The 19,954-nt window shown below is 61.4% G+C and carries 15 protein-coding genes and 1 pseudogene; 7 read left to right on the forward strand and 9 right to left on the reverse strand.

The features are described from left to right. Positions 1 to 61 precede the first annotated feature (61 nt). Positions 62 to 1,221, reverse strand: a protein-coding gene (locus AC13C7_RS00715; protein WP_482866279.1) for an IS3 family transposase whose coding sequence is annotated in 2 segments (ribosomal slippage) — positions 62 to 969 and positions 969 to 1,221 — 1,161 coding nt in all. Because the reading frame shifts where the segments join, the coding sequence is not laid out codon by codon here. Between the two features lie 101 nt (positions 1,222 to 1,322). On the opposite strand from AC13C7_RS00715, the gene AC13C7_RS00720 reads away from it, so the two are divergent. Then, positions 1,323 to 2,573: an IS256 family transposase gene (locus AC13C7_RS00720; RefSeq protein WP_446170172.1), complete on the forward strand. Its 1,251-nt coding sequence runs from the start codon at positions 1,323 to 1,325 to the stop codon at positions 2,571 to 2,573. Between the two features lie 386 nt (positions 2,574 to 2,959). Here AC13C7_RS00720 and AC13C7_RS00725 read toward each other — a convergent pair whose 3' ends face one another. The 3 genes and pseudogenes from AC13C7_RS00725 to AC13C7_RS00735 all read right to left on the reverse strand — a co-directional run. Continuing rightward, a complete protein-coding gene (locus tag AC13C7_RS00725; RefSeq protein ID WP_482866280.1) occupies positions 2,960 to 4,501 on the reverse strand; it encodes a glycosyltransferase in 1,542 nt (513 codons plus the stop codon). Continuing rightward, a complete protein-coding gene (locus AC13C7_RS00730; RefSeq protein ID WP_482866281.1) occupies positions 4,498 to 5,655 on the reverse strand; it encodes a glycosyltransferase family protein in 1,158 nt (385 codons plus the stop codon). Before AC13C7_RS00730 ends, AC13C7_RS00725 begins: the two co-directional genes overlap by 4 nt. Before the next feature lie 224 nt (positions 5,656 to 5,879). Then, positions 5,880 to 6,128: pseudogene (locus AC13C7_RS00735) on the reverse strand (integrase core domain-containing protein); the annotation flags it as partial. Between the two features lie 207 nt (positions 6,129 to 6,335). On the opposite strand from AC13C7_RS00735, the gene fcl reads away from it, so the two are divergent. Together fcl and AC13C7_RS00745 are read left to right on the forward strand one after the other, a co-directional pair. Beyond that, positions 6,336 to 7,262: a GDP-L-fucose synthase gene (fcl, locus tag AC13C7_RS00740; protein ID WP_482866282.1), complete on the forward strand. Its 927-nt coding sequence runs from the start codon at positions 6,336 to 6,338 to the stop codon at positions 7,260 to 7,262. Further along, a complete protein-coding gene (locus AC13C7_RS00745) occupies positions 7,249 to 7,794 on the forward strand; it encodes a dTDP-4-dehydrorhamnose 3,5-epimerase family protein (protein WP_482866283.1) in 546 nt (181 codons plus the stop codon). The genes fcl and AC13C7_RS00745 overlap by 14 nt, the downstream gene beginning before the upstream one ends. A gap of 114 nt (positions 7,795 to 7,908) precedes the next feature. On the opposite strand, the gene AC13C7_RS00750 is transcribed toward AC13C7_RS00745, so the two are convergent. The 4 genes from AC13C7_RS00750 to AC13C7_RS00765 form a co-directional block, all read right to left on the reverse strand. After that, positions 7,909 to 8,247: a hypothetical protein gene (locus tag AC13C7_RS00750; RefSeq protein ID WP_482866284.1), complete on the reverse strand. Its 339-nt coding sequence runs from the start codon at positions 8,245 to 8,247 to the stop codon at positions 7,909 to 7,911. 109 nt (positions 8,248 to 8,356) lie between these two features. Further along, the gene (locus AC13C7_RS00755) at positions 8,357 to 9,046 is read right to left on the reverse strand and encodes a YjbF family lipoprotein (RefSeq protein WP_482866285.1); all 690 of its coding nucleotides are present in this window, start codon (positions 9,044 to 9,046) and stop codon (positions 8,357 to 8,359) included. Next, on the reverse strand, positions 9,043 to 11,214 hold the full coding sequence (locus AC13C7_RS00760) for a YjbH domain-containing protein (protein ID WP_482866286.1): 2,172 nt from the start codon (positions 11,212 to 11,214) through the stop codon (positions 9,043 to 9,045). The genes AC13C7_RS00755 and AC13C7_RS00760 overlap by 4 nt, the downstream gene beginning before the upstream one ends. A 135-nt stretch (positions 11,215 to 11,349) precedes the next feature. Then, positions 11,350 to 13,230, reverse strand: a complete 1,881-nt coding sequence (locus AC13C7_RS00765; RefSeq protein WP_482866287.1) for a polysaccharide biosynthesis protein — start codon at positions 13,228 to 13,230, stop codon at positions 11,350 to 11,352. 317 nt (positions 13,231 to 13,547) lie between these two features. On the opposite strand from AC13C7_RS00765, the gene AC13C7_RS00770 reads away from it, so the two are divergent. The 4 genes from AC13C7_RS00770 (at position 13,548) to AC13C7_RS00785 (ending at position 18,988) form a co-directional block, all read left to right on the forward strand. Next, positions 13,548 to 13,934 carry a hypothetical protein gene (locus AC13C7_RS00770; RefSeq protein ID WP_482866288.1) on the forward strand — a complete coding sequence of 129 codons (387 nt, stop codon included), beginning with the start codon at positions 13,548 to 13,550 and terminating at the stop codon, positions 13,932 to 13,934. A gap of 39 nt (positions 13,935 to 13,973) precedes the next feature. Continuing rightward, entirely contained in the window at positions 13,974 to 16,514 is a 2,541-nt protein-coding gene (locus tag AC13C7_RS00775; RefSeq protein ID WP_482866289.1) for a DUF4214 domain-containing protein, read from the forward strand. Between the two features lie 73 nt (positions 16,515 to 16,587). Continuing rightward, positions 16,588 to 17,616, forward strand: a complete 1,029-nt coding sequence (locus AC13C7_RS00780) for an NAD-dependent epimerase/dehydratase family protein (protein ID WP_482866290.1) — start codon at positions 16,588 to 16,590, stop codon at positions 17,614 to 17,616. A gap of 64 nt (positions 17,617 to 17,680) precedes the next feature. Beyond that, entirely contained in the window at positions 17,681 to 18,988 is a 1,308-nt protein-coding gene (locus AC13C7_RS00785) for a UDP-glucose dehydrogenase family protein (protein WP_482866291.1), read from the forward strand. Here AC13C7_RS00785 and AC13C7_RS00790 read toward each other — a convergent pair. Then, positions 18,985 to 19,944, reverse strand: a complete 960-nt coding sequence (locus tag AC13C7_RS00790; protein ID WP_482866292.1) for a KpsF/GutQ family sugar-phosphate isomerase — start codon at positions 19,942 to 19,944, stop codon at positions 18,985 to 18,987. The genes AC13C7_RS00785 and AC13C7_RS00790 overlap by 4 nt on opposite strands. Positions 19,945 to 19,954 lie beyond the last annotated feature (10 nt).

Here is a 19,954-nt window from a genome sequence, read left to right on the forward strand (position 1 = left end):
GTGACCTGCCCCTTTTTTCGGGGCCACTCTTAAATCGAGCTTGTTCTCCTTTTGTGTGCCATCATTCGGCGGCGTGAGCAATGGGCGCAGGCGCGGAGCCATCAAGTAGCTCAAGCGGCTGCGCCCATTGCGTTTTGTCGAAGGGCCTCGCGGCTGCGAACTCCTCTGGGGTCTGATACTTCAGGCTGCTGTGCGGGCGCTCCGTGTTGTAATCGATCCTCCAGGCTTCGATGATCTCGCGGGCCTCGCCAATGCTGGTGAACCAATGCTGGTTCAGGCATTCTTCACGGTATCGGCCATTGAAACTCTCGATGTAGGCGTTCTGGGTCGGCTTGCCGGGGTCGATGAAATACAGCTGGACGCCGTGATCATCGGCCCATCCATCCAGCGCCCGCCCGCGCAGTTCCGGGCCGTTATCAACGACTAGGATATCGGGGTATCCCCTCTCACGGGCCACGCGCTCCAGCATATCCACGACGCGCTCTCCCGGCAGCGAGAAATCCACCTCGATCGCCGGGCATTCCCGGGTGCAATCGTCCTTGAGGTTAGCGGTGCGGAACTTGCGACCATTGGCCAGCGCGTCGCTGGTGAAGTCGAGCGACCAACGCTGGTTGGCGGCAACCGGGCACCAGGCACCCTCACGGCCTTCGCGCGGGATCTTCTTGCGCTTGGTGCGGCGTAGCCAGAGCCGCTCCTCGCGGTAGATCCGCTCGACGACCTTCACGTTCACCCTGAAGCCCTCGCGGACCAGTTTGGCATGCAACATGCGATAGCCATACCTCCGGTGCTTGCCTGACAGCGTGATCAGGCGTTCCCTCAACCGCGCGTGGCGGTCCGGTCGCGCCTGATAGGCCAGGCTCGACCGTGAAATCCCGACCAGCCTGCACGCTCGCCGCTCCGAAAACTGATGTTCGTCCATCAGCGTCTTCACGGCATCCCGGCGGCGTACAGGCGTCAGGAGTTTTTTGCTAGCAGTCCCTTCAGGCCGGCGTTGTCGAGCATGGCATCGGCCAGAAGGCGCTTCAGTTCGGCATTTTCCGCCTCAAGAGCCTTCAGCCGCCGCAACTCCGAAACCGTCATGCCGCCATACTTGGCCTTCCACTTGTAAAGTGTCGCATCTGACATGCCGTGCTTGCGGCACAGCTCCGAGACCTTCGCCCCCGCCGCACACTGCTGCAGGATCCCGACAATCTGTTCTTCGGTGAAACGTGATTTGCGCATCGTCTGGAGAAATGCGCGAAAGTTGGTGATGCCCTGAGGGGCGGCATATCATGGCGGTGTTCAGACGCCGTCAATTCTCTGCAGAGAAAGGGATATGCCACATGTCAAAGACTACCATTGCAACGCTGCCTGATCCATCCGGATTTTCCTCGGACCCTTTGACCGGTGTCATCCGGGAAGGGGCGCGGAAACTGATCGAACAAGCGATCGAGGCGGAACTGACCGCGCTGATGGCGGGGTTCGCCGATGAAAAGCTCGAAGACGGTCGCGCCAGGTTGGTCCGGCATGGCCACTTGCCGGAACGCGAGGTGCTGACGGGCATTGGCCCGGTCGCTGTCAAGGTTCCGCGTGTCCGGGATCGCGGGCCTGGTGAAAACCGGATCACGTTCACGCCCAGCATTCTGCCGCGCTACTTGCGCAAGGCGAAATCGGTCGAGGAACTGCTGCCGTGGCTTTACCTCAAAGGCGTGTCGACCGGTGATTTCAGCGAAGCCCTTGCCGCTCTGCTCGGTCCGAACGCCAATGGCTTGTCCGCCAAGACGATCACACGTCTCAAGGCAGATTGGTGGAAAGAGTACCAGGCTTGGGAAAACCGCGATCTCAGCGCCCGGCGTTTTCTCTACATCTGGGCCGACGGGGTCTATTTCAAACCGAGAATGTCTGAGGAAAAGCAATGCGTTCTGGTGATTGTCGGGGCCGACGAATATGGCCGCAAGGAGCTGTTGGCCATGACCGACGGCTTCCGCGAAAGCACCGAGAGCTGGCGCGAGGTGTTACTCGATCTCAAGCGGCGTGGCCTGAAGCAGGATCCCAAGCTGGCCGTCGGTGACGGTGCGCTGGGGTTCTGGACGGCGCTGCGCGAGGTGTTCGCCACAACCAGGGAGCAAAGGTGCTGGGTCCACAAGACCATGAACGTGCTCAACGCGATGCCGAATTCCCTACAAGCAAAGGCTAAAGCGCATCTGCACGACATCTGGCAAGCAGAAACCCGCGCCGAGGCGAACGCCGCTTTCGATTTCTTCGTCGAAACCTACGGGGTGAAATGGGACAAGGCGGTCGCCAAGCTGGTCAAAGACCGCGATGTGCTGCTGACCTTCTATGACTACCCGGCTGAACACTGGAAGCACATCCGGACGTCCAACCCGATCGAAAGCACCTTTGCCACCGTCCGGCACCGCACCAAGAGGACCAAGGCGTGTCTGAGCCGGAAGACCGGACTGGCCATGGCATTCAAGCTGATGATGTCAGCACAGGGAAAATGGCGCAAACTCGACGGTCGAAACCGCCTACCCCAGATCATCGAAGGGGTTGAGTTCCGCGACGGCCTCCGCCACGTTCAAGTCGCCGCCTGATCAGGCGTCACCAACTTCTGCGCATATCTCCATCGTCTGTTCTCCTCGTTGCTTCGAACGTTACGAGAACAAACTCTCCTTTTGAATGGCCCAGTTCTTTGGGGGCAGGTCAGGGCTCTGATGATGTGACCGCCCCCCGACGGCATCGATGTGCCAAGGTTGGTCTGCGATGATCCACAAAGGAGGACGGTCATGTCGGAGATTATCACGGTCGGGCTCGATCTGGCGAGAACGTGTTCCAATTGCATGGAGCGGATAGTGCTGGTCGAGTTCATGGCTAAGAAGGGGCTGGAAATGCGCGCTGCGTAGCCCCATACATCAACCTGCGGATTCTCCCGAAATCTGGAGGAGAGTTGGGTCTCAGGTCACCGCTCAAGCCAAAGTCACTATGCTGACAGCGCCATGGATTTGACAGCAAAGCTGAGCGGGCGACTCTCCACATTTGGAATTTCAACCTCTTCATCCACACGCAGGACGACCGACAGGCTACCCTTGTCTGTGTCAAAAACATTCGCCGGAACGCGAAGCTGATGTGACGAAAAACTCTCCTCAAGCATGATTTCGCCAATTTCAATACCATTGAAAAATATGCGCAAAGGATATTGTGCCAGCCCGCGCGCCTCCAGCTCAATAGAGGTTATACGTAACCCGCCATCCAGCGGAATCATTAGCCCGGCCTCATGCTGGATGGCCCAGAGGTGAGACGGTTCAGGATCAGACCATCCATTGGCCAGAATGCTTTCTGCACTATTATACCCGAAGAAAAAGAACGCCTTGCAGGATCCCTCAGTTGACTCTTCGGGCTGTCTACGCTGGTTCAGTTCAGCTTGCAGACAATTCCAGCTTCCAAGTGTCCTACAAAACTCGGGATGGACGCTGAGCGCCCTGGAATACGCTTCTATCCCCTGTTGGTAGGCATTCATTATCTCTTGGATCGTCCTGCTCATTCCCTCAATAGGTGGAATCTGTGCCGGTTTCGCACCCGATACAAATCGGACAATGCTATCATGGCTCTTGGACCAGATCTGATACCCAAGCTCCATGGTCAACCGTGCATTGGCAGATAGCTTCTCTATCGATTTTCTTTCTAGCTGAATTTGATCCACCTGGTCGGAGAACAGCACACCGTTAAGCCAGTTGCTGATATATTCGTTATGGGTCGGCTGGTCCCAAGCGATAACTAACATGCCGCGCGCCAACGCCTCTAGGAAAGCATGCCCGATCCCTTCGGCCTGGCGCGGTGCAATGAACACATTGCAGCCATCCATAAGTTCGGTGAAATCGGACTGCTTTTCGAACCAGTTCGATGTGGTAACCTCACATTCGAAACCGTCGAGGGCCGTGGGATCGAAGGAGCTACCGTCATCGGCTGGCGTGTGAACATGCAGGCAGTCCAGTTGGCTGCCCACCAGCCGCCGCACGGTGTTCAGGTTGACCCCTGATTTCGGCAGGCGCTGCCAGAAAAACCCGCGCAAGGTGGAGAAATCCTGCACCACCTTCACCGACGTGGGGTTGGTAAAATAGCGCACAAGGTGGCTTTCCGCACCCTGCGATAGCGCCCGCGCATGCAACGACACCGAGAAGTTCAGATACCGAGCCTGGCGGTTCAACTGGTAATGCGCATCCGGCAACCCGGCCGAGCCGTCATACATCTGCACCACCGTGACGCGCTTGCCCGCGGCGATAAAGGCCGGGGTCAGAAAATCCATTTGCGCGATGACAACATATTCGGCCGGATCTTCCAGCTGTGAAATATCCACCCACGTCTTAGGATCCACATAAACCGCATGTACGTCAAAGCTGCTCTTGAGGATATCAATCAGGAAATCAAAGGACCGGGTCTTAGTGTGAAAGACATGATCGACGAACAGCAGGCGCGGCTTGTCAGATACCCCGCGCGCAGCAGATTTCTTATTCAGGCTGATCATGCCGCTGCCCCTGAAATCCAGATCTTGCAGGCTTTGGCCACTTCCTTGAGGTAGTATTTGCGCGCCAGACCCGCATATTCGCGAATGTGATCGGGTGACATACGCGCATAGGTACAGATAACGTCGGCAAAATCTGCGTCACTGACGCAAATGTCGCCAGCCCTATAAAGTCGGGCCTGATCGGCGAAGCCGGTGCCCGCCTGGCAGATCACCATTCGTTCGAACAGCATGGATTCCATCAGCATGGCCGATCCACGCATCTCATAAACGGATTGGTCATAGGGCATCAGGCTGACATGGCTCTCGGCAAAAGAGCGCTTGATCTCCTGATAGGAAATCTGGCCGGGCAGTACTTCTGTATTGGGCAGGGCATACAGTCTACGCAGATAGTCGAGATTCTTTTGGACCAAGTCGTCGGGTAGGCCTTGGATGATAAACCGCACGTCCGCCGCATCGATCTGATCATGCACTTGGTCTATAATTGGTTTAAGTCGGAAAAACCCCTTGTCCTGGCGCGCGCTGCCACCCGCCAGAAAGGTGATCGGGCCCGATTTTGGCAGGTCCAGCGCCGTGATCTCGGGTGAAAAATAGGGTACCGTCATGATCTCATAGCCCATCATGCCGCTAAGCTTGCGCGCATATTTCGGTGTTTCAGTACATAATGTCACCACGCCGCCTTCCTGTTCATAGCTTTTCAAACGGGCGATCACATCATTAAGCGCCACTGCAGGCACCATGTCGATCGCGGCGGCCTCCATCACACCGATCAGCCGGATCAACAGCCGCGGCCGACTTTCAGGGTGCCGCCCGCTAAGCGCGGCCAGAATGCCAACAGCAGCATAATAATCAATGCTGGGAAACAGCAGCGTATCGCTCTGAGATATCTGGTAATGATTCAGCAAACGGCTGAAATCCACCGCCGAGAGCGATCGAGGCCCGCCTTGTTTATATGCAGCTGAGATCATGGGCCGGTTGGCCGGACGGCGTTCGATCTTCAGTATTTGACCGTAGTGAAACTCAAAAAACCGCTCTATTCCGTCCTCTTCGGTCTCGCCTGGCAGATGGCGCGAGGCCACCATCATAGCTTCGTCGAAATAAGGAGCCGCCATCTGGGTGAAATATTTCAGGGCATTCAGGCTGTGGCCATACTCCATGGCACAGACCGGATCGATAACAAATAGGCGGGACAAAACGGCTTCCTTGAATGGTTTGTTCCAAAGGTATTCGACAGGCGGATCGGGCCGTATCTCCCTTTCCAGAAAAGGCTTGTGAGCTGCATAGTGGAGTCCTTAATCAACCTCAACATGCGGCGATAGGGCTGTGTACAATTTCTCGGTCATCGGTACCGGTTTGAACTGGCCCCCGTTTTACCGGACACTCAGGCGGTTGCGGTTTGGGCTGCGGTGAACTCGCGTGGTGAGCGCATCTTCAGCCCCGAGTGCGGGTGATTGTCGTTGTAGTCCTGGAACCACTCAGCGATCAAGCCGAGGACGGTAGCGGCGTCGAACAGCGGCGTGATGTGCACGTAATCCCGCTTGAGCGTATTAACGAAAGCCTCCGAGATGCCATTGCTCTGCGGGCTTTTCACCGGCGTGTAGCACGGCTTCAGGCCGAGCTGACGGGCGAAGAAGTGGTTCCCGACGGCAGGCTTGTCGCCTATATTGAGAAGGCAACGCTGAAGACATGGCCCTCTACACGCATGTCGCGCGCAAACTTCACCGATGTGTCATCCTTTTTCTGTTTTGATCTACCCCAGCATTTTGCAACCCCCGACGCTTTCCGCTAAGAGCTGTGAAACCATCTCCCGTGAAGCACAGATTAGAGGATCAGAACATTGAAAGGTAAGAAAATTTGGGTTTCTGGCCATCGCGGAATGGTCGGATCTGCCATCGCTCGTCGGCTAGAGTGCGAGGATTGCGAAATCCTAACTGCCTCCCGCCAAGAACTTGACCTGACTGACAGCGGGGCTGTTTCGCAATGGCTCGGCGACATGAAGCCCGACCAGGTCGTGCTGGCCGCCGCCAAGGTGGGCGGTATTCTTGCCAATGACACCTATCCAGTGGACTTTCTTTATGAGAATCTAGCCATCCAGAACAACGTGATCCGTCACAGTCATGACGCCGGAGTGGAAAAACTGCTGTTTCTGGGGTCGTCCTGCATCTACCCCAAGATGGCCCCGCAACCGATTACCGAAGATGCGCTACTGACCGGTCCGCTAGAGCCCACGAACGAATGGTACGCGATAGCCAAGATCGCCGGTATCAAGCTGTGCCAAGCCTATATGAAGCAATATGGCGCGCGCTTCGTCTCGGCGATGCCGACAAATCTCTATGGCCCTCACGACAATTTCGATCTTCAGAGCAGCCATGTGATCCCTGCTTTGATGCGCAAGGCCCATCAGGCGAAAATCGCCAACGAAAACGGGATGGAGATCTGGGGCACAGGGACGCCGCTTCGGGAGTTCCTTCATGTCGACGACTTGGCAGATGCAGCGGTTTTTGTTTTGCAGCAATATGAAGAATTTGAGCATATCAACATCGGCAGCGGCGTCGATCTGCCCATCGCCGATCTTGCACGCCTAGTAATGGATGTCATTGGACTTGAGGGTGAATTGCGTCATGATCTCAGCAAGCCCGATGGCACCCCGCGCAAGCTAATGTCTGCGGCCAAGTTGCAGGCACTTGGCTGGCAACCGCGAATTTCGCTTGAGGATGGCTTGCGTCAAACCTACGAATGGTTCGTCGAGAATGAAACCGGCTAAGGTAAGGCCCGGCAACAAGGCACTTGCCCACGGGGCTTGGCATTTTAAGGGCCCGAGTTTTTCCGACGCAAGAGGCAACAGCCACGAGGCGTTCGACCGCGCGGGCTTGACAGCCGTCGGCCTATCCTTCGATCCCGCACTCGAGAATATTCTGCACTCAACTGTCGCAGGAACGCTCCGTGGATTGCACTATCAGGTCGCGCCGCTGGGACAGAAGAAACTTGTTTATGTCTTGCAAGGTCGCGCCCAGTTCTTCTGGCTCAAGGTCTCCAAATGCGCGCAGGGCGGGCCAGTACCGTCTATAATATTGTCTCCGGGAGACGGCCTGCTTTACACCCCCGCAGACTGTGTCCACGGCGTCGTCACCCTAGAACCAGGGACCGTTTTTTCATTAAAGCTCGGGGCTCCGATTTCACTGGCAGCACAGCGCGAAATCTCTTTTCGGAGCCCTTCGCTGACGTTTGATTTCGCAGTTCAGCCGCGATGGGATCTGCTATCACTGCGCGACAGACGCGCACCAGAAAGCCCCTAGGGCTTTCTGGTGCAGCCTGGGTCCAAACGACGCTTCTGATATTGGAAATACACCCATGAAAAAACGACCCCCAGAAAGGAGGCCGTTTTCCTGTTCTACAAATGCCGGGACAGCTTAGTCGCTGGTGCCGGTGGTCGTGGTGGTCGAGCCCGAGGAGTCGTCATCCCCGATCAGGATCACGGCCAAGGCCAAGCCGCCAGCGGCGGCTGCGATGGTCCCGCCGTTCACGGTGGTGCCACCCAGACCAGCGGTCGTGGTAGTGGGCGCGCCGCCGGGCAGGTAGCCAAGCGCGCGACCTGCCTCGGCCTGTGCCGCGGTCAGCGTGCAGGACCCGGTGGCCAGGTTCACTGCGCCGCCAAGCTCGTTGCACTGGTCGACAGAGATTGCGCTTGCCGCGGTTGCAGCGAAGGTTGCTGCCGTTGCGACAGCCAAAAAGGTCTTCGAGAGTTTCATCGAGCCGGTCTCCAATTCATTTCAACGTAGGATTTATCACGGGCGCGGGGGCTGTTCAACAAAGGAGGGGCGGGTTTGGCCAAAAATCGCCATGTGTTTCGTCACATGCCTAATTTCGCACCTCTTCAAGCTCCACATAGCCCAGTTCCGGCCCCGCCCATTGCCGCGATTGCCAAATCGTGCCGCCCGCCCCCTGCCAATAGGTATTGACGAAGATCGGCGCGGGGCGGTCCTGCGCGTTGCAGGTCTCCTGGTAAAGCTGCGTGTCATAGCCGCGCCCCAGAACGTCAACGCGTTCACGGGCTTGCGGTTCCAGCCGACAATAGAGCCGATGCGTCTCGACCTGATTCAGCCCATCCAAGCCCCTGAAAAGACGGGCATATTCGGTTGCACCGCCCTCGGCCAGGGCCTGTGCCAGCGGTGCGGTCTCCAGGCTGTGCAGATCGGTGCCGAAGCCGCGCGTGTTGCGCAAAAGCCCGCCCGCTGTGGTGATCGTATCGCCATCCAGGCTGCGCCAGACAATGGCACCGCGCACCTCCTCGTATTGCAGAAGCCCCGCCGAGATGCCGAGCGCCTCGATTCGGGCGACCAGCACCGGCTGCGTGATTCCCGCCTCGCGCAGCGAGGCACGGGTGGCGGTGAACTGTGGCGGGGCGGCATCATCGCCGCGGTTGAACAGCCCGCCGCGCAGCATGTTCAGGGCCTGCGCCGCGGTGCTGGCATTGTCGCCCTGGCCGCCCCCGAGCGCCCCGCAGGAGGCCAGCACCAGGCAGGCGAGACAGGCAAGGAGAGGTTTCATCGCCATACCCGTGCCCATTGATCGTCGATATTGCCCAGATGGCCCGCGCGCACCCGGTCATAGAGCCGGTCGGGCACATGCACCCGCGCCCCGCCATCGCGGGTGACGGGCCGGATCGTGGTGCCGACGGCGCGCCGACTCGGCTGGCCGGTGAACCAGGAAACCGGAATCGAGAAGCGGATGCCCTTGTCGAAGGAGCCCTCGCCGAATTCCTCGGCCGAGACATCGGTCAGCGTCATGAAGGCGCCGACGCTCCAGCCATTGGCGAATTCGCGGTCGATGGCGATGGTCGCGCCCCAGTCGCCGGCCAGGTAGCGCCCGACATCCAGTTGCAGGTGATAGCCGTTCGACATGTCGTAATAGGCCGAGACATGGCCGGTCACGACATCGTAGTCGCGAAAGCCGAAGCCCAGATCGTAATCGCGCTGCATGACGTAGTTGACCTCGGCCCCCAGGGCCAGGCGACTGGTCACCGGGCGCCACAGGATCTCGGCCGAGATGCCGCCATACATACGTTCCAGGTAGCCCACCGTCACCCGGCCGTAGAAATCACTGCCCAAGGGGCGGGCATGGCTCAGCGTCAGCGTCTCCAGCGCGATGCCGTCATGCTGCTCGTAACGGGCGCCACTGGTGCGCACATCGGGCAGCGCCGAGGGCGAGACCCGCGCCTGATCGAGATTGCCCACCAGCCGGTAGGTCAGCGCGCCATCGACCCGCCAGCCGGGACGGAATTCGTACGAGCCGCGCAGCCGCACCCCCAGGTTCATCAGGATCGGATTGTCGGGGTCGAAATAGCTGGCCCGCGTATAGGGGCGCAGCGACCAGTCGAACCGGGGATAGAGCCCCTCGACCAGGTCTTCCTCCTCCGTCGGCGTGGCGGCGGTGAGGCCGACCAGGGTCTGCAGCGCTCCCACGGCATCGGGTTCCTGCTCCAGCGCCTCGAGGTCCGACCGGCGGATGATCATGGTCGACACCGGCAGCCCGTCATCCATCAACGTGATGCGGAAAATCTCGACCGAGGGCGGCAGCACCTCGGCCATGACGCGCGCCGAACGGCCCAGGGCCTGTGCAACGGCGGTATAGCGATTATTCTCTATCCGGATCTCGACCGTGTCGGCACGCAGGTCGAAGGCCTGCAATTCCTGGCCCTCATCGGCCAGCCCCTCGGCCAGCCTCTCACCGAGGCCGGGGCGGGCGGCCGGATCGGCGACCCAGTCGGTGGACCACAGCTCAGGCGCCTCGCCGCGGTCGGGGCGTTGCGCGAAGGGCGCGGGCGTGGGCTCGAAGCTTGGCGGCACGGCCGGGCGGGCCGGGTTGAAAGAGAAGGCGAAGTTCACCCCCACCTCGGAGCCATACATGTAATAGGCGCCCATCCGCAGCGAGCGGTTGACCTGGTAATCGACGCCGAAATTCCAAGGGCTACGGCGCTCGAACACGCCCTGCCCGGTCTCGGCTACATAGGCATCCGAGGAATATTCCACGGTGAAACCCAACCGGTCGGTGGGCTGCCATTCGACGCCGCCGAACACCGCCGCCGGGCCGCGGAACCACTGATCGGCGGAGAACTCGCCGCCGGTATCGCCGGCCACGAAACTGGGCCGGGTCTCGGAAAACGGCGAGCCAAAGGGATCGTGGCTGCCGAGCCGGCCCCACCCGACGCCGCCTGTCACGGTCAGCGTGTCGCCGAAACTGCGGCTGGCGACGATATATTCGCCGGCATAGATCCCGGTGCCGACGAAATCCTGCAAGCCGATCGCAACCGAGGGCCACCAGCCGCCCTCACGCTGCTGCAGGACCTGGTAGCGGATGTCGAAACTGCGGTCGAAATAGGTCTCGAACCCCGCCAGGTTCAAACCTTCCGTCGCCGAATAGCGGAACGCGCCCGACAGGCGCGGGGTGATCTGGAAGCTCAGCGTGTTGCGGGTGATGCCGCCGAAATGCGACAGCGTGGTGGAGAACTCACCATCCGGCATGACCCCGGCCGAGGGCATGTCGATCAGGCCGGGGCTGCCGTAGAAATTCAGCGTCGTGCGCGGCGCGGGCGGGCGATAGCCGGTGAGCGTGTCGGCGGGCACCGGCATCGTGGGGGCCAGCAGGGTCAGGCCCGCGACTACCCCCGGAAGGATCGCGCGCCGCGCCCTGCCGCCCTGTCCAGATGTCCTGTGCACGCCCGCGCCCCTCATGATATCGCGGCCTTTAGATCACGGGGCTCTTGCCCTTATCAAGCGGCCCCATCGCCGGTTTTGTGAAAACGCGTCATTCCGGTGACAGGGCCAGTCACGAGACCAGTCGCGGGGCCGCGCTCAGCCGCCGCGGCGCTCCAGATCGGGTATGCTGTCCTGGTCGGTTTCGATCCAGCGATCGACCACGGCGCGGGCCGCATCCTGGCTGCCTGTGGCAATCGCCTCACGCAGGCCGCGCAGGGCCGAGGCGACCTCGATCTCGGACAGGTGCGCCTCTCGGGCGCAGAAGATCTTGGGGTGTTCCGTGACCAAGCGCTCGCCGCTCAGTGTCAGTTCCTCGCGCAGCTTTTCGCCGGGCCGGAGACCGGTGATGTTGATCTCGATATCGCCGTCGGGGGTGGCCGCGTCGCGCACCGTGTAGCCGGCGCTCTCGATGACCTGGCGGGCCAGGTCCATGATCGCAACCTCCTTGCCCATATCCAGCACGAAGACCTCGCCGCCCGAGGCCATGGCACCGGCACGCAGCACCAGATGCACCGCCTCGCGCACGGTCATGAAATAGCGCATGACATCCGGATGGGTCACGGTGACCGGGCCGCCCCGGCTGACCTGATCCTGGAACAGTGGCACCACCGATCCCGAGGAGCCGAGCACATTGCCGAAACGGACCATGGTGAAGACTGTGCCACTGGCGCGCGCGGCCAGGTCCTGGACCACAAGTTCGGCCAGCCGTTTCGAGGCTCCCATCACCGAGATCGGGCGCACCGCCTTGTCCGACGAGACCAGAATGAAACGCTCGACCCCCATCTCGGCGGCCTCGCGGGCCAGGGTCTGGGTGCCGAGCACATTGTTGGTCAGCCCCGAGAGCGGATTGGCCTCGACCAGTGGCACATGTTTATAGGCGGCGGCGTGGATCACCACCTGCACGCCATACTTGGTCAGCACCTGGCGCACCTGGCGCGGATCGGTGACCGAGCCAAGGATCGGCACCAGGGTCACCTTGCCATCCTCGGCCTGCTGGTGCAGTTCCATCTCGATATTGTAGAGCGCCAGTTCGCCGAGTTCGTAGAGCAGCAGCTTGGCCGGGCGGCAGGCCAGCACCTGGCGCGCCAGCTCCGAGCCGATCGACCCGCCGGCCCCCGAAATCAGCACCACCCGGCCCGCATAGCTGGCGCAATCCTCACCAAGCGATGTGACGGCCTGCGCCCGGCCCAGGAAATAGGCCGGTTTCACCGGGGTCAGTTTCTCGACCAGCGGCTCCTCGCCGATAAGCTGCGCGAAGGAGGGCAGGCTCTGCACCTCCAGCCCCATCCCCTGCAGACGGCGGGCGATCTGCGCCTGCTTCGGCTGGCTCAGCGACGGGATCGCCAACAGTACCCGGCTGATCTGCCTTTCCTCGGCGATCTGGGCGATGCGGGCGGGTGTGAAGACCGGCAGGCCCGCGATCTGCACGCCCTGCAGCGCGGTGTTGTCATCGACGAAGGCGACCGGATCGATACCCTCATGGCTGCGCAGCGCCGCGGCCAGCTGCGTGCCGGTGGTCCCGGCGCCGTAGATCAGCACCCGGCGGCGCGGGATCTCGCGCTTGTAGATCGCGGTGACCCCCCACAGCATCAGCATCCGGCTGGCATAGGAGAACAGGAAGAATGCGGCCCCGAAGATCACCAGGATACCGGGCGGCACCGCCAGGCCGAAGAGCCAGGACAAGGCCGCCAGCGCAAAGCTCAGATGCACCGCTAAGGCCCCGCTTCTGGCCACCGCGCGCCCTTCATAGGCGTTAAGCTGAATCTGCGGGATGCGCAGCCAGATCGCCAGGCCCGCAGCAATCAAGATCATGTAGGGCAGAATCGGAAACAGCAGGCTCAGCGTTTCCACCGGTGTCAGCGGATCGGCCTGGGTGCCGAAGGCGGCAATCATCGCCAGCGGAACCAGCATCAGGTCGATCAAGAGCAGCACGTTACGCTTTTGCCGACGGGTCAGGGTTTTGATAAATTTCAGCATTCCGCGTTCGCGCCCGCCCCTCAAATTCACATTCGCCACAAAAACAACCGCCGCCCAGATAACGTCCCGGGAAGCTTTCGGGCGCGAAAGCTCGAGATACGGGGGTCTTGCCGAAACTGCCTCTCGGTAAGGTAGCGCGTTCTGCGCTTGGGACACAAGGCAAACATGCTGCATGTGCGAATTGTCGCCGAAGGAAACGGCGCCGCCTTTTCTTCGGCCCCGGCCATGCTATTTACAGGGCGCTGGTGGAGGTCGTCGCGGCGCCTCCTGAAGAGCGTCATGAGTGCGATCTCCGGATAGCGGGAGCAGGAATGGGCATGGAGCTTCTGGGCGGGCTTCTGGGTGCGATGATCCTTCTGGGCGAGACCCGGATACATGAGGTGCAGGCGCTGGACGTCCCCCGCCCCGTCACCTGTCGGGCCGCGCCCGCCGCGGACACGCCCGGGAACGCCCCGCATCTGGCCGGGATTTGCGCCGCGCTGAACGCCCGCCCCGAACTGCAGTCGCTGGATCCCGGGCTGCAGTTGACGCTGGTCACGGAAGCGATGACCAACAGCCATGTCACGGCGCATCTGGAGTGGCAGGGCACAACCGGCCCCGAACGCGGCCCGTCCGTTGATGTCGGGGTCCTCGACGCCCCGTCCGGCCCCGCCCTCTACGCGTTTTTCGCCCTCAGCCTCACTGAGGCCACAAACCTTCCCTAGCCTGCCGCCTCGAAACCCGACCTCAAGGACCTCTGCCGTATGTGTACCATCTGCACCGCCTTTCGCCCCTTCGACCCCGAATGCAGCTATGAAACATTCGGCCCGCAGACGGTGCCCTTCTCCAACCCGGCCTTCGCCAATGTCGCCGAGATCGTGTCCTCGCCCGCGAATACCAACACCAGCAACGTGATGTCGGTGGGGGATGTGTTCTCGGGGGCCCTGCAAACCCTGGGCGATGATGACTGGGTGGCGATCACGCTGACTGCGGGCCAGAGCTACGAGATCAACCTGTCCGGCACCGGCGGCGCGGGCGAGTTGAGCGACCCCTATCTGCGCCTTTACAATGCCGGCGGCGCGCTGACCGCCTCCAATGACGATGGCGGTGCGGGGTTCGATTCACAGCTGACCTTCACGCCCGCCACCACCGGCACCTATTACATCAGCGCGCGCGCCTATGCCGATTCCGGGACCGGAACCTACCAGGTCACTGTCGATGCCGCCGCGCCGCCAACACCCGCCCCGGTGGGCACGCTGGATGACCTGGCCAACTACCTGACCGATGGTTACTGGAACTACAATGGCGGCGCGCGCCATGCCTTCGACACCTCGACCAGCAATGTCATCACGGTTAATATCACCGGCCTGACGGCGGATGGCCAACGCCTGGCCAGATGGGCAATGGAAGCCTGGGAAAGCGTCGCCGATATCACTTTCACCGAGATCACGGGCAGCGCCCGGATCACCTTCGATGATAACCAGTCGGGGGCCTATGCCAGCTATTCGGCGATCGGCGGGATCACGCAATCGGCATTCGTGAATGTCTCCACGAACTGGCTGGCCAATTACGGCACCCAGATCGACGATTATTCCTTCTCGACCTATGTGCATGAGCTTGGCCATGCGCTCGGGCTTGGACATCAGGGCGATTACAACGGCGCGGCCACATATGGCGTGGACGAAACCTTCGCCAATGACAGTTACCAGCTGTCGGTCATGTCCTATTTCTCGCAGACCGAGAACACCACCGTGAATGCCAGCTATGGCCAGCCCGTCACCGCCATGATGGCCGATATCATCGCGATCCAGAATCTCTACGGGGCACCGGGCAGCGGATCTCAGACGGCAGGCAATACGGCCTATGGTGTCGGGTCAACCGTCGGCGGCTATCTGGGCACCCTGGCCGCGGCCGTCTTCGAGGGCCATGACCCCAACAACTATTACGGCGGCGGCGCGGTCGTGATGACCCTCTACGACCAGGGCGGCATCGATACGGTCAATTTCAGCACCGATACCTATGACCAGTCTGTCAACCTCAATGGCGGCAGCTTCTGGAATATCAATGGCGACACCGGCAATGTCGCGGTCGCCCGCGGCACGGTGATCGAGAACTACATCGCCGGATCGGGCGATGACCTGATCGTCGGCAATGGCGCCGCGAACCGGCTTGCCGGGTCCGGTGGAGAAGACACGCTTCTCGGCGGTGACGGGAATGACAACCTTTCCGGTGGAGCGGACAACGACATCCTGAATGGCGAGTCTATCGACGCCATCTTCGACCCTGTTTCGGCGCAGGTATTTCGGCTTTACCAAGCCACACTGGACCGGGCGCCGGATCCGGGCGGGCTGATCGGCTGGACCGGAAGCATCTTGGACGGCATGAGCCTTGATGTCGCCGCCGGGCATTTCGTCAATTCGGCCGAGTTCCAGACCCGCTACGGCAATACCACCAATGGCCAGTTCGTCACCCTGCTCTACAACAATGTGCTCGATCGCGACCCCGATGCGGGCGGCTTCGCCACCTGGACCGGGCAGCTCAACTCTGGCAGCTTGACCCGCGCCGAGGTGGTCAACCGCTTCGCCCAGAGCGCCGAGTTCCAGAACAGTACCATCATCGATGTGATGTCCTACAGTCGCGCCGGGCTGAAGGCCGCCTGGGCCGATAACGTGTTCCGCCTCTACCAGGCCACGCTGGACCGCAACCCCGACCCCACCGGCTTCGAGGACTGGACCACCCGGCTGGCCGAGGGCCGGGACTATCTCGATGCGATCTCCGGTTTCGTCAATTCGGTCGAGTTCCAGACCCGCTATGGCAACACCACCAATGCCGAGTTCGTCACCCTGCTCTACAACAACGTGCTCGATCGCAACCCCGATGCGGGCGGCTTCGCCACCTGGACCGGGCAGCTCAACTCGGGCGCCCTGACCCGCGCCGAGGTGGTCAGCCGCTTCGCCCAGAGCGCCGAGTTCCGGATCACCTCCGCCGACGCGCTGGAGGCCTGGATCCGCGGCCAGGGCGGCGACCGGCTGGCAGGCGGCACGGGCGACAACATCCTCTTCGGCGGCATCGGGGCAGATACCTTCGTCTTCGACACCACCGATGGCGGCACGCAGGTCATTGCCGATATGGAGGCCTGGGACACGGTCGAGATCGACAATTCCAGCTATGCCAATGCCAACGCGCTGATCGCGAGCCTGACCCAGCAGGGCGGCGATGTGGTGCTCAACGACAACGGCACAACCATCCGCTTCGAGAACACAACCATCGCCGAATTCGATACCGACATGTTCGTCTTTGTGTGAGATGAAGGGGATTGGTAGGGCGGGCCTGCGCTGCTAGGGCTTTTCGAAAGACCCTGCAAAGGACTCTGCGGCCATGCCCCCTGCCCCGCCCCGCACCGCGCTCGTCACCGGATCCGCCGGGTTCATCGGCTTTCACCTCTGTCAGCGCCTGCTGGCCGAGGGCTGGCAGGTCATCGGCATTGACGCGCTCACCGATTACTACGATGTCACGCTGAAAAAGGCTCGACAGGCGCTGTTGCTGGAGCACCCCTCGTTTCGCACCGAAACATCCCGAATCGAAACACCCGGCGTGCTGGAGACCCTTTTTGCCGCGCACCAGCCCGATGCCGCGATCCATCTCGCCGCACAAGCGGGCGTCCGCTATTCGATCGAGAATCCGGAATCTTACGTCGAGGCGAACCTCATCGGGACTTTCCGCCTGCTGGAAGCCGCCCGCGCCCAACCGCCCGCGCATATGCTGCTGGCCTCGACCAGCTCCGCCTATGGCGCAAGTGTCGAAATGCCTTATGCAGAGACGCAGAAGGCCGATTGGCAGATGTCGTTTTATGCCGCCACCAAGAAGGCGAATGAGGCGATGGCGCATAGCTACGCGCATCTCTACGACCTGCCCACGAGCATGTTCCGCTTCTTCACCGTCTACGGACCCTGGGGGCGCCCTGACATGGCGCTGTTCAAGTTCACCAGGGCGATCCTGGTGGGCGAGCCGATCGATATCTACAACCACGGGCAAATGCGCCGCGACTTCACCTATGTGACGGATCTGGTCGACGGGATCGCCCGCTTGATCGATACCCCCCCTGCCCGTCCCACGGCCCCCGAGGAAATCCCTGAGGGCGACAGCCTGTCCCCGGTCGCGCCTTTTCGCATCGTCAATATCGGCAATTCGGACCCTGTTCCCCTGATGACGTTCATCGAGGCCATTGAGGCCGCGCTTGGCCAAAGTGCCCGGAAGAATTTCATGGACATGCAGCCCGGCGACGTGCCCGCCACTTGGGCCGATACCGGCCTGCTGGAGCGGCTGACTGGGGATCGCCCCGAAACGCCCATCAGCGAGGGCGTGGCACGGTTCGTCGCATGGTATCGCGAGTATTACCGTGTTTGAGCCCTCGCTTTTTATCCGGACCCGGTGCTAGGATTCGTGCAAAAGGCATAGGGGCAGTCACAAGATGCGTATCGCGATGATCGGAACCGGCTACGTCGGCCTGGTTTCCGGCGTGTGTTTTTCAGATTTCGGCCATGACGTGATCTGCGTCGACAAGGATCCCGCCAAGATCGCCCGGCTGGTGGCCGGTGAGGTGCCTATCTACGAGCCGGGCCTTGATGTGCTGATGGAAAAGAACGTCGAGGCCGGGCGACTCTCCTTCACCACCGACCTCAAGGCCGCCGTCGAGGGTGCCGAGGCCGTGTTCATCGCCGTCGGCACACCGACGCGGCGTGGCGATGGCCATGCCGACCTGTCCTACGTGATGGCCGCAGCGGAAGAGGTGGCGAAGGCGCTGACCGATTATGCCGTTATCGTCACCAAATCCACCGTCCCCGTGGGCACCAATCGCAAGATCAAGCAGGCGGTGCTCAAGGCGGTGCCGGAGACCGAGTTCGACGTCGCCTCGAACCCGGAATTCCTGCGCGAAGGCGCTGCGATCGACGATTTCATGAAGCCCGACCGGGTCGTGGTCGGCGTGCAGAACAAGCGCGCTGGAGAGGTGATGGAAGAGATCTACCGGCCGCTCTACCTGCGCGATTTCCCCATCGTGCTGACCGATCTGGAAAGCGCCGAGATGATCAAATACGCCGCCAACGCGTTCCTGGCGACCAAGATCACTTTCATCAACGAGATCGCGGCGCTGTGTGAACGGGTCGGCGCGGATGTGAAGGAGGTTAGCCGCGGCATGGGGCTGGACGGGCGCATCGGCAACAAGTTCCTGCATGCCGGGCCGGGCTATGGCGGGTCGTGCTTTCCCAAGGACACCAGCGCCTTGGCCCGGATCGGGCAGGAACATGCAATGCCGCAGAACATCGTGGAGACCGTGATCCGGGTGAACGAGGCGATCAAGGCGCGTATGATCGAAAAACTGCGCGATCTCTGCGACGGGGTCTTCAACGGCAAGACCATCGCAATCCTGGGCGTGACCTTCAAACCCAATACCGATGACATGCGCGCGGCCCCCGCGCTGACCGTGATCCCGGCGCTGGTGGGGGCAGGTGCCAAGGTGCGTGTCGTGGACCCACAGGGCCGACGCGAAGGCGAGGCGCTGCTGCCCGGCGTCAACTGGATGGACGACCCTTACAAGGCGGTGAACAACGCCGATCTGCTGGTGATCCTGACGGAATGGAACGAGTTCCGGGCGCTGGACCTTGCGAAGATAGCAAAGAAGATGGCGACCCCCAGGATGGCTGATCTACGCAATGTCTATTCGGCGAAAGATGCGAAAAAGGCGGGGTTCGAGGCCTATGACGCCGTGGGGCGGGGTTAGACGACCCCTGCCCGCAGACAGTCGTGCAGATGCAGCAGCCCGACCGGCGCGCCCTGCCCGTCCACGACGAAAAGCGCGGTGATCTTGCCTGACATCATCGCCAGCGCCTCGGCGGCCAGCATGTCGGGCGCGATCGAGCGTGGATCATGGGTCGCGACATCGCCCGCGCGTTTGTCCATCAGCCCATCCATGTTGCGCCGCAAGTCACCGTCGGTGATCACTCCCGTCAGCCGGTCGCCCCGCGTCACTCCAGCGATGCCAAAGCCCTTTTCGGTCATCACCAGAAGCACATCGGGCATCGTCATGGCCTCGCTGACCAACGGCAGCGCCGCACCCGAATGCATCAGCTGTGATACCTTGGCCAGCTGCGCGCCCAATTTGCCGCCCGGATGGAAGGTGCGGAAATGTTCAGCCAAGAAACCGCGCCGCTCCATCACCGCGACGGCCAGCGCATCGCCAAGCGCCAGCGTCAGCGTCGTCGAGGTGGTGGGCACCATGCCGATGGAACAGGCCTCGGTGGCCTGCGGAAGCGTCAGGCGCAGATCGGCGGCCTTCATCAGGGTGCTGTCGGGGTTTTTCGAGACACCGATCATCGGGATCGAAAACCGCGCGGCATGGGCAACCAGATCGCCAAGTTCAGCGGTCTCGCCGGAGTTCGACATCAGGATACAGAGGTCGTCGGGAGTGATCATGCCCAGATCGCCATGACTCGCCTCGGCGGGATGCACGTAATAGGAGGGCGTTCCGGTCGAGGCCAGCGTGGCGCAGATCTTGCGGGCGATATGGCCGGATTTGCCCATCCCCGACAGGATCACCCGGCCCTTCACGGCCAAGATCGCCTCGACCGCGGCTTCGAAATCCTCGGGCAAGGCGTCGGCCATGGCACTCACGGCCTCGCCCTCGATGCGCAACACGCGGGCGGCGGTTTCTCGGATCATGTCACTAGTCTTTGTCATATCGCCCCCT

It is taken from the genome of Alterinioella sp. B-7 (assembly GCF_056857775.1).

What these genes read in the sequence shown, in the direction of transcription:
- AC13C7_RS00720 (WP_446170172.1), top strand. Translation starts at nt 1,323, where the DNA reads ATGTCAAAGACTACCATTGCAACGCTGCCTGATCCATCCGGATTTTCC.
- AC13C7_RS00725 (WP_482866280.1), bottom strand. Translation starts at nt 4,501, where the DNA reads ATGATCAGCCTGAATAAGAAATCTGCTGCGCGCGGGGTATCTGACAAG.
- AC13C7_RS00730 (WP_482866281.1), bottom strand. Translation starts at nt 5,655, where the DNA reads ATGGAGTATGGCCACAGCCTGAATGCCCTGAAATATTTCACCCAGATG.
- AC13C7_RS00745 (WP_482866283.1), top strand. Translation starts at nt 7,249, where the DNA reads ATGAAACCGGCTAAGGTAAGGCCCGGCAACAAGGCACTTGCCCACGGG.
- AC13C7_RS00750 (WP_482866284.1), bottom strand. Translation starts at nt 8,247, where the DNA reads ATGAAACTCTCGAAGACCTTTTTGGCTGTCGCAACGGCAGCAACCTTC.
- AC13C7_RS00755 (WP_482866285.1), bottom strand. Translation starts at nt 9,046, where the DNA reads ATGAAACCTCTCCTTGCCTGTCTCGCCTGCCTGGTGCTGGCCTCCTGC.
- AC13C7_RS00765 (WP_482866287.1), bottom strand. Translation starts at nt 13,230, where the DNA reads ATGCTGAAATTTATCAAAACCCTGACCCGTCGGCAAAAGCGTAACGTG.
- AC13C7_RS00770 (WP_482866288.1), top strand. Translation starts at nt 13,548, where the DNA reads ATGGAGCTTCTGGGCGGGCTTCTGGGTGCGATGATCCTTCTGGGCGAG.
- AC13C7_RS00775 (WP_482866289.1), top strand. Translation starts at nt 13,974, where the DNA reads ATGTGTACCATCTGCACCGCCTTTCGCCCCTTCGACCCCGAATGCAGC.
- AC13C7_RS00780 (WP_482866290.1), top strand. Translation starts at nt 16,588, where the DNA reads ATGCCCCCTGCCCCGCCCCGCACCGCGCTCGTCACCGGATCCGCCGGG.
- AC13C7_RS00785 (WP_482866291.1), top strand. Translation starts at nt 17,681, where the DNA reads ATGCGTATCGCGATGATCGGAACCGGCTACGTCGGCCTGGTTTCCGGC.
- AC13C7_RS00790 (WP_482866292.1), bottom strand. Translation starts at nt 19,944, where the DNA reads ATGACAAAGACTAGTGACATGATCCGAGAAACCGCCGCCCGCGTGTTG.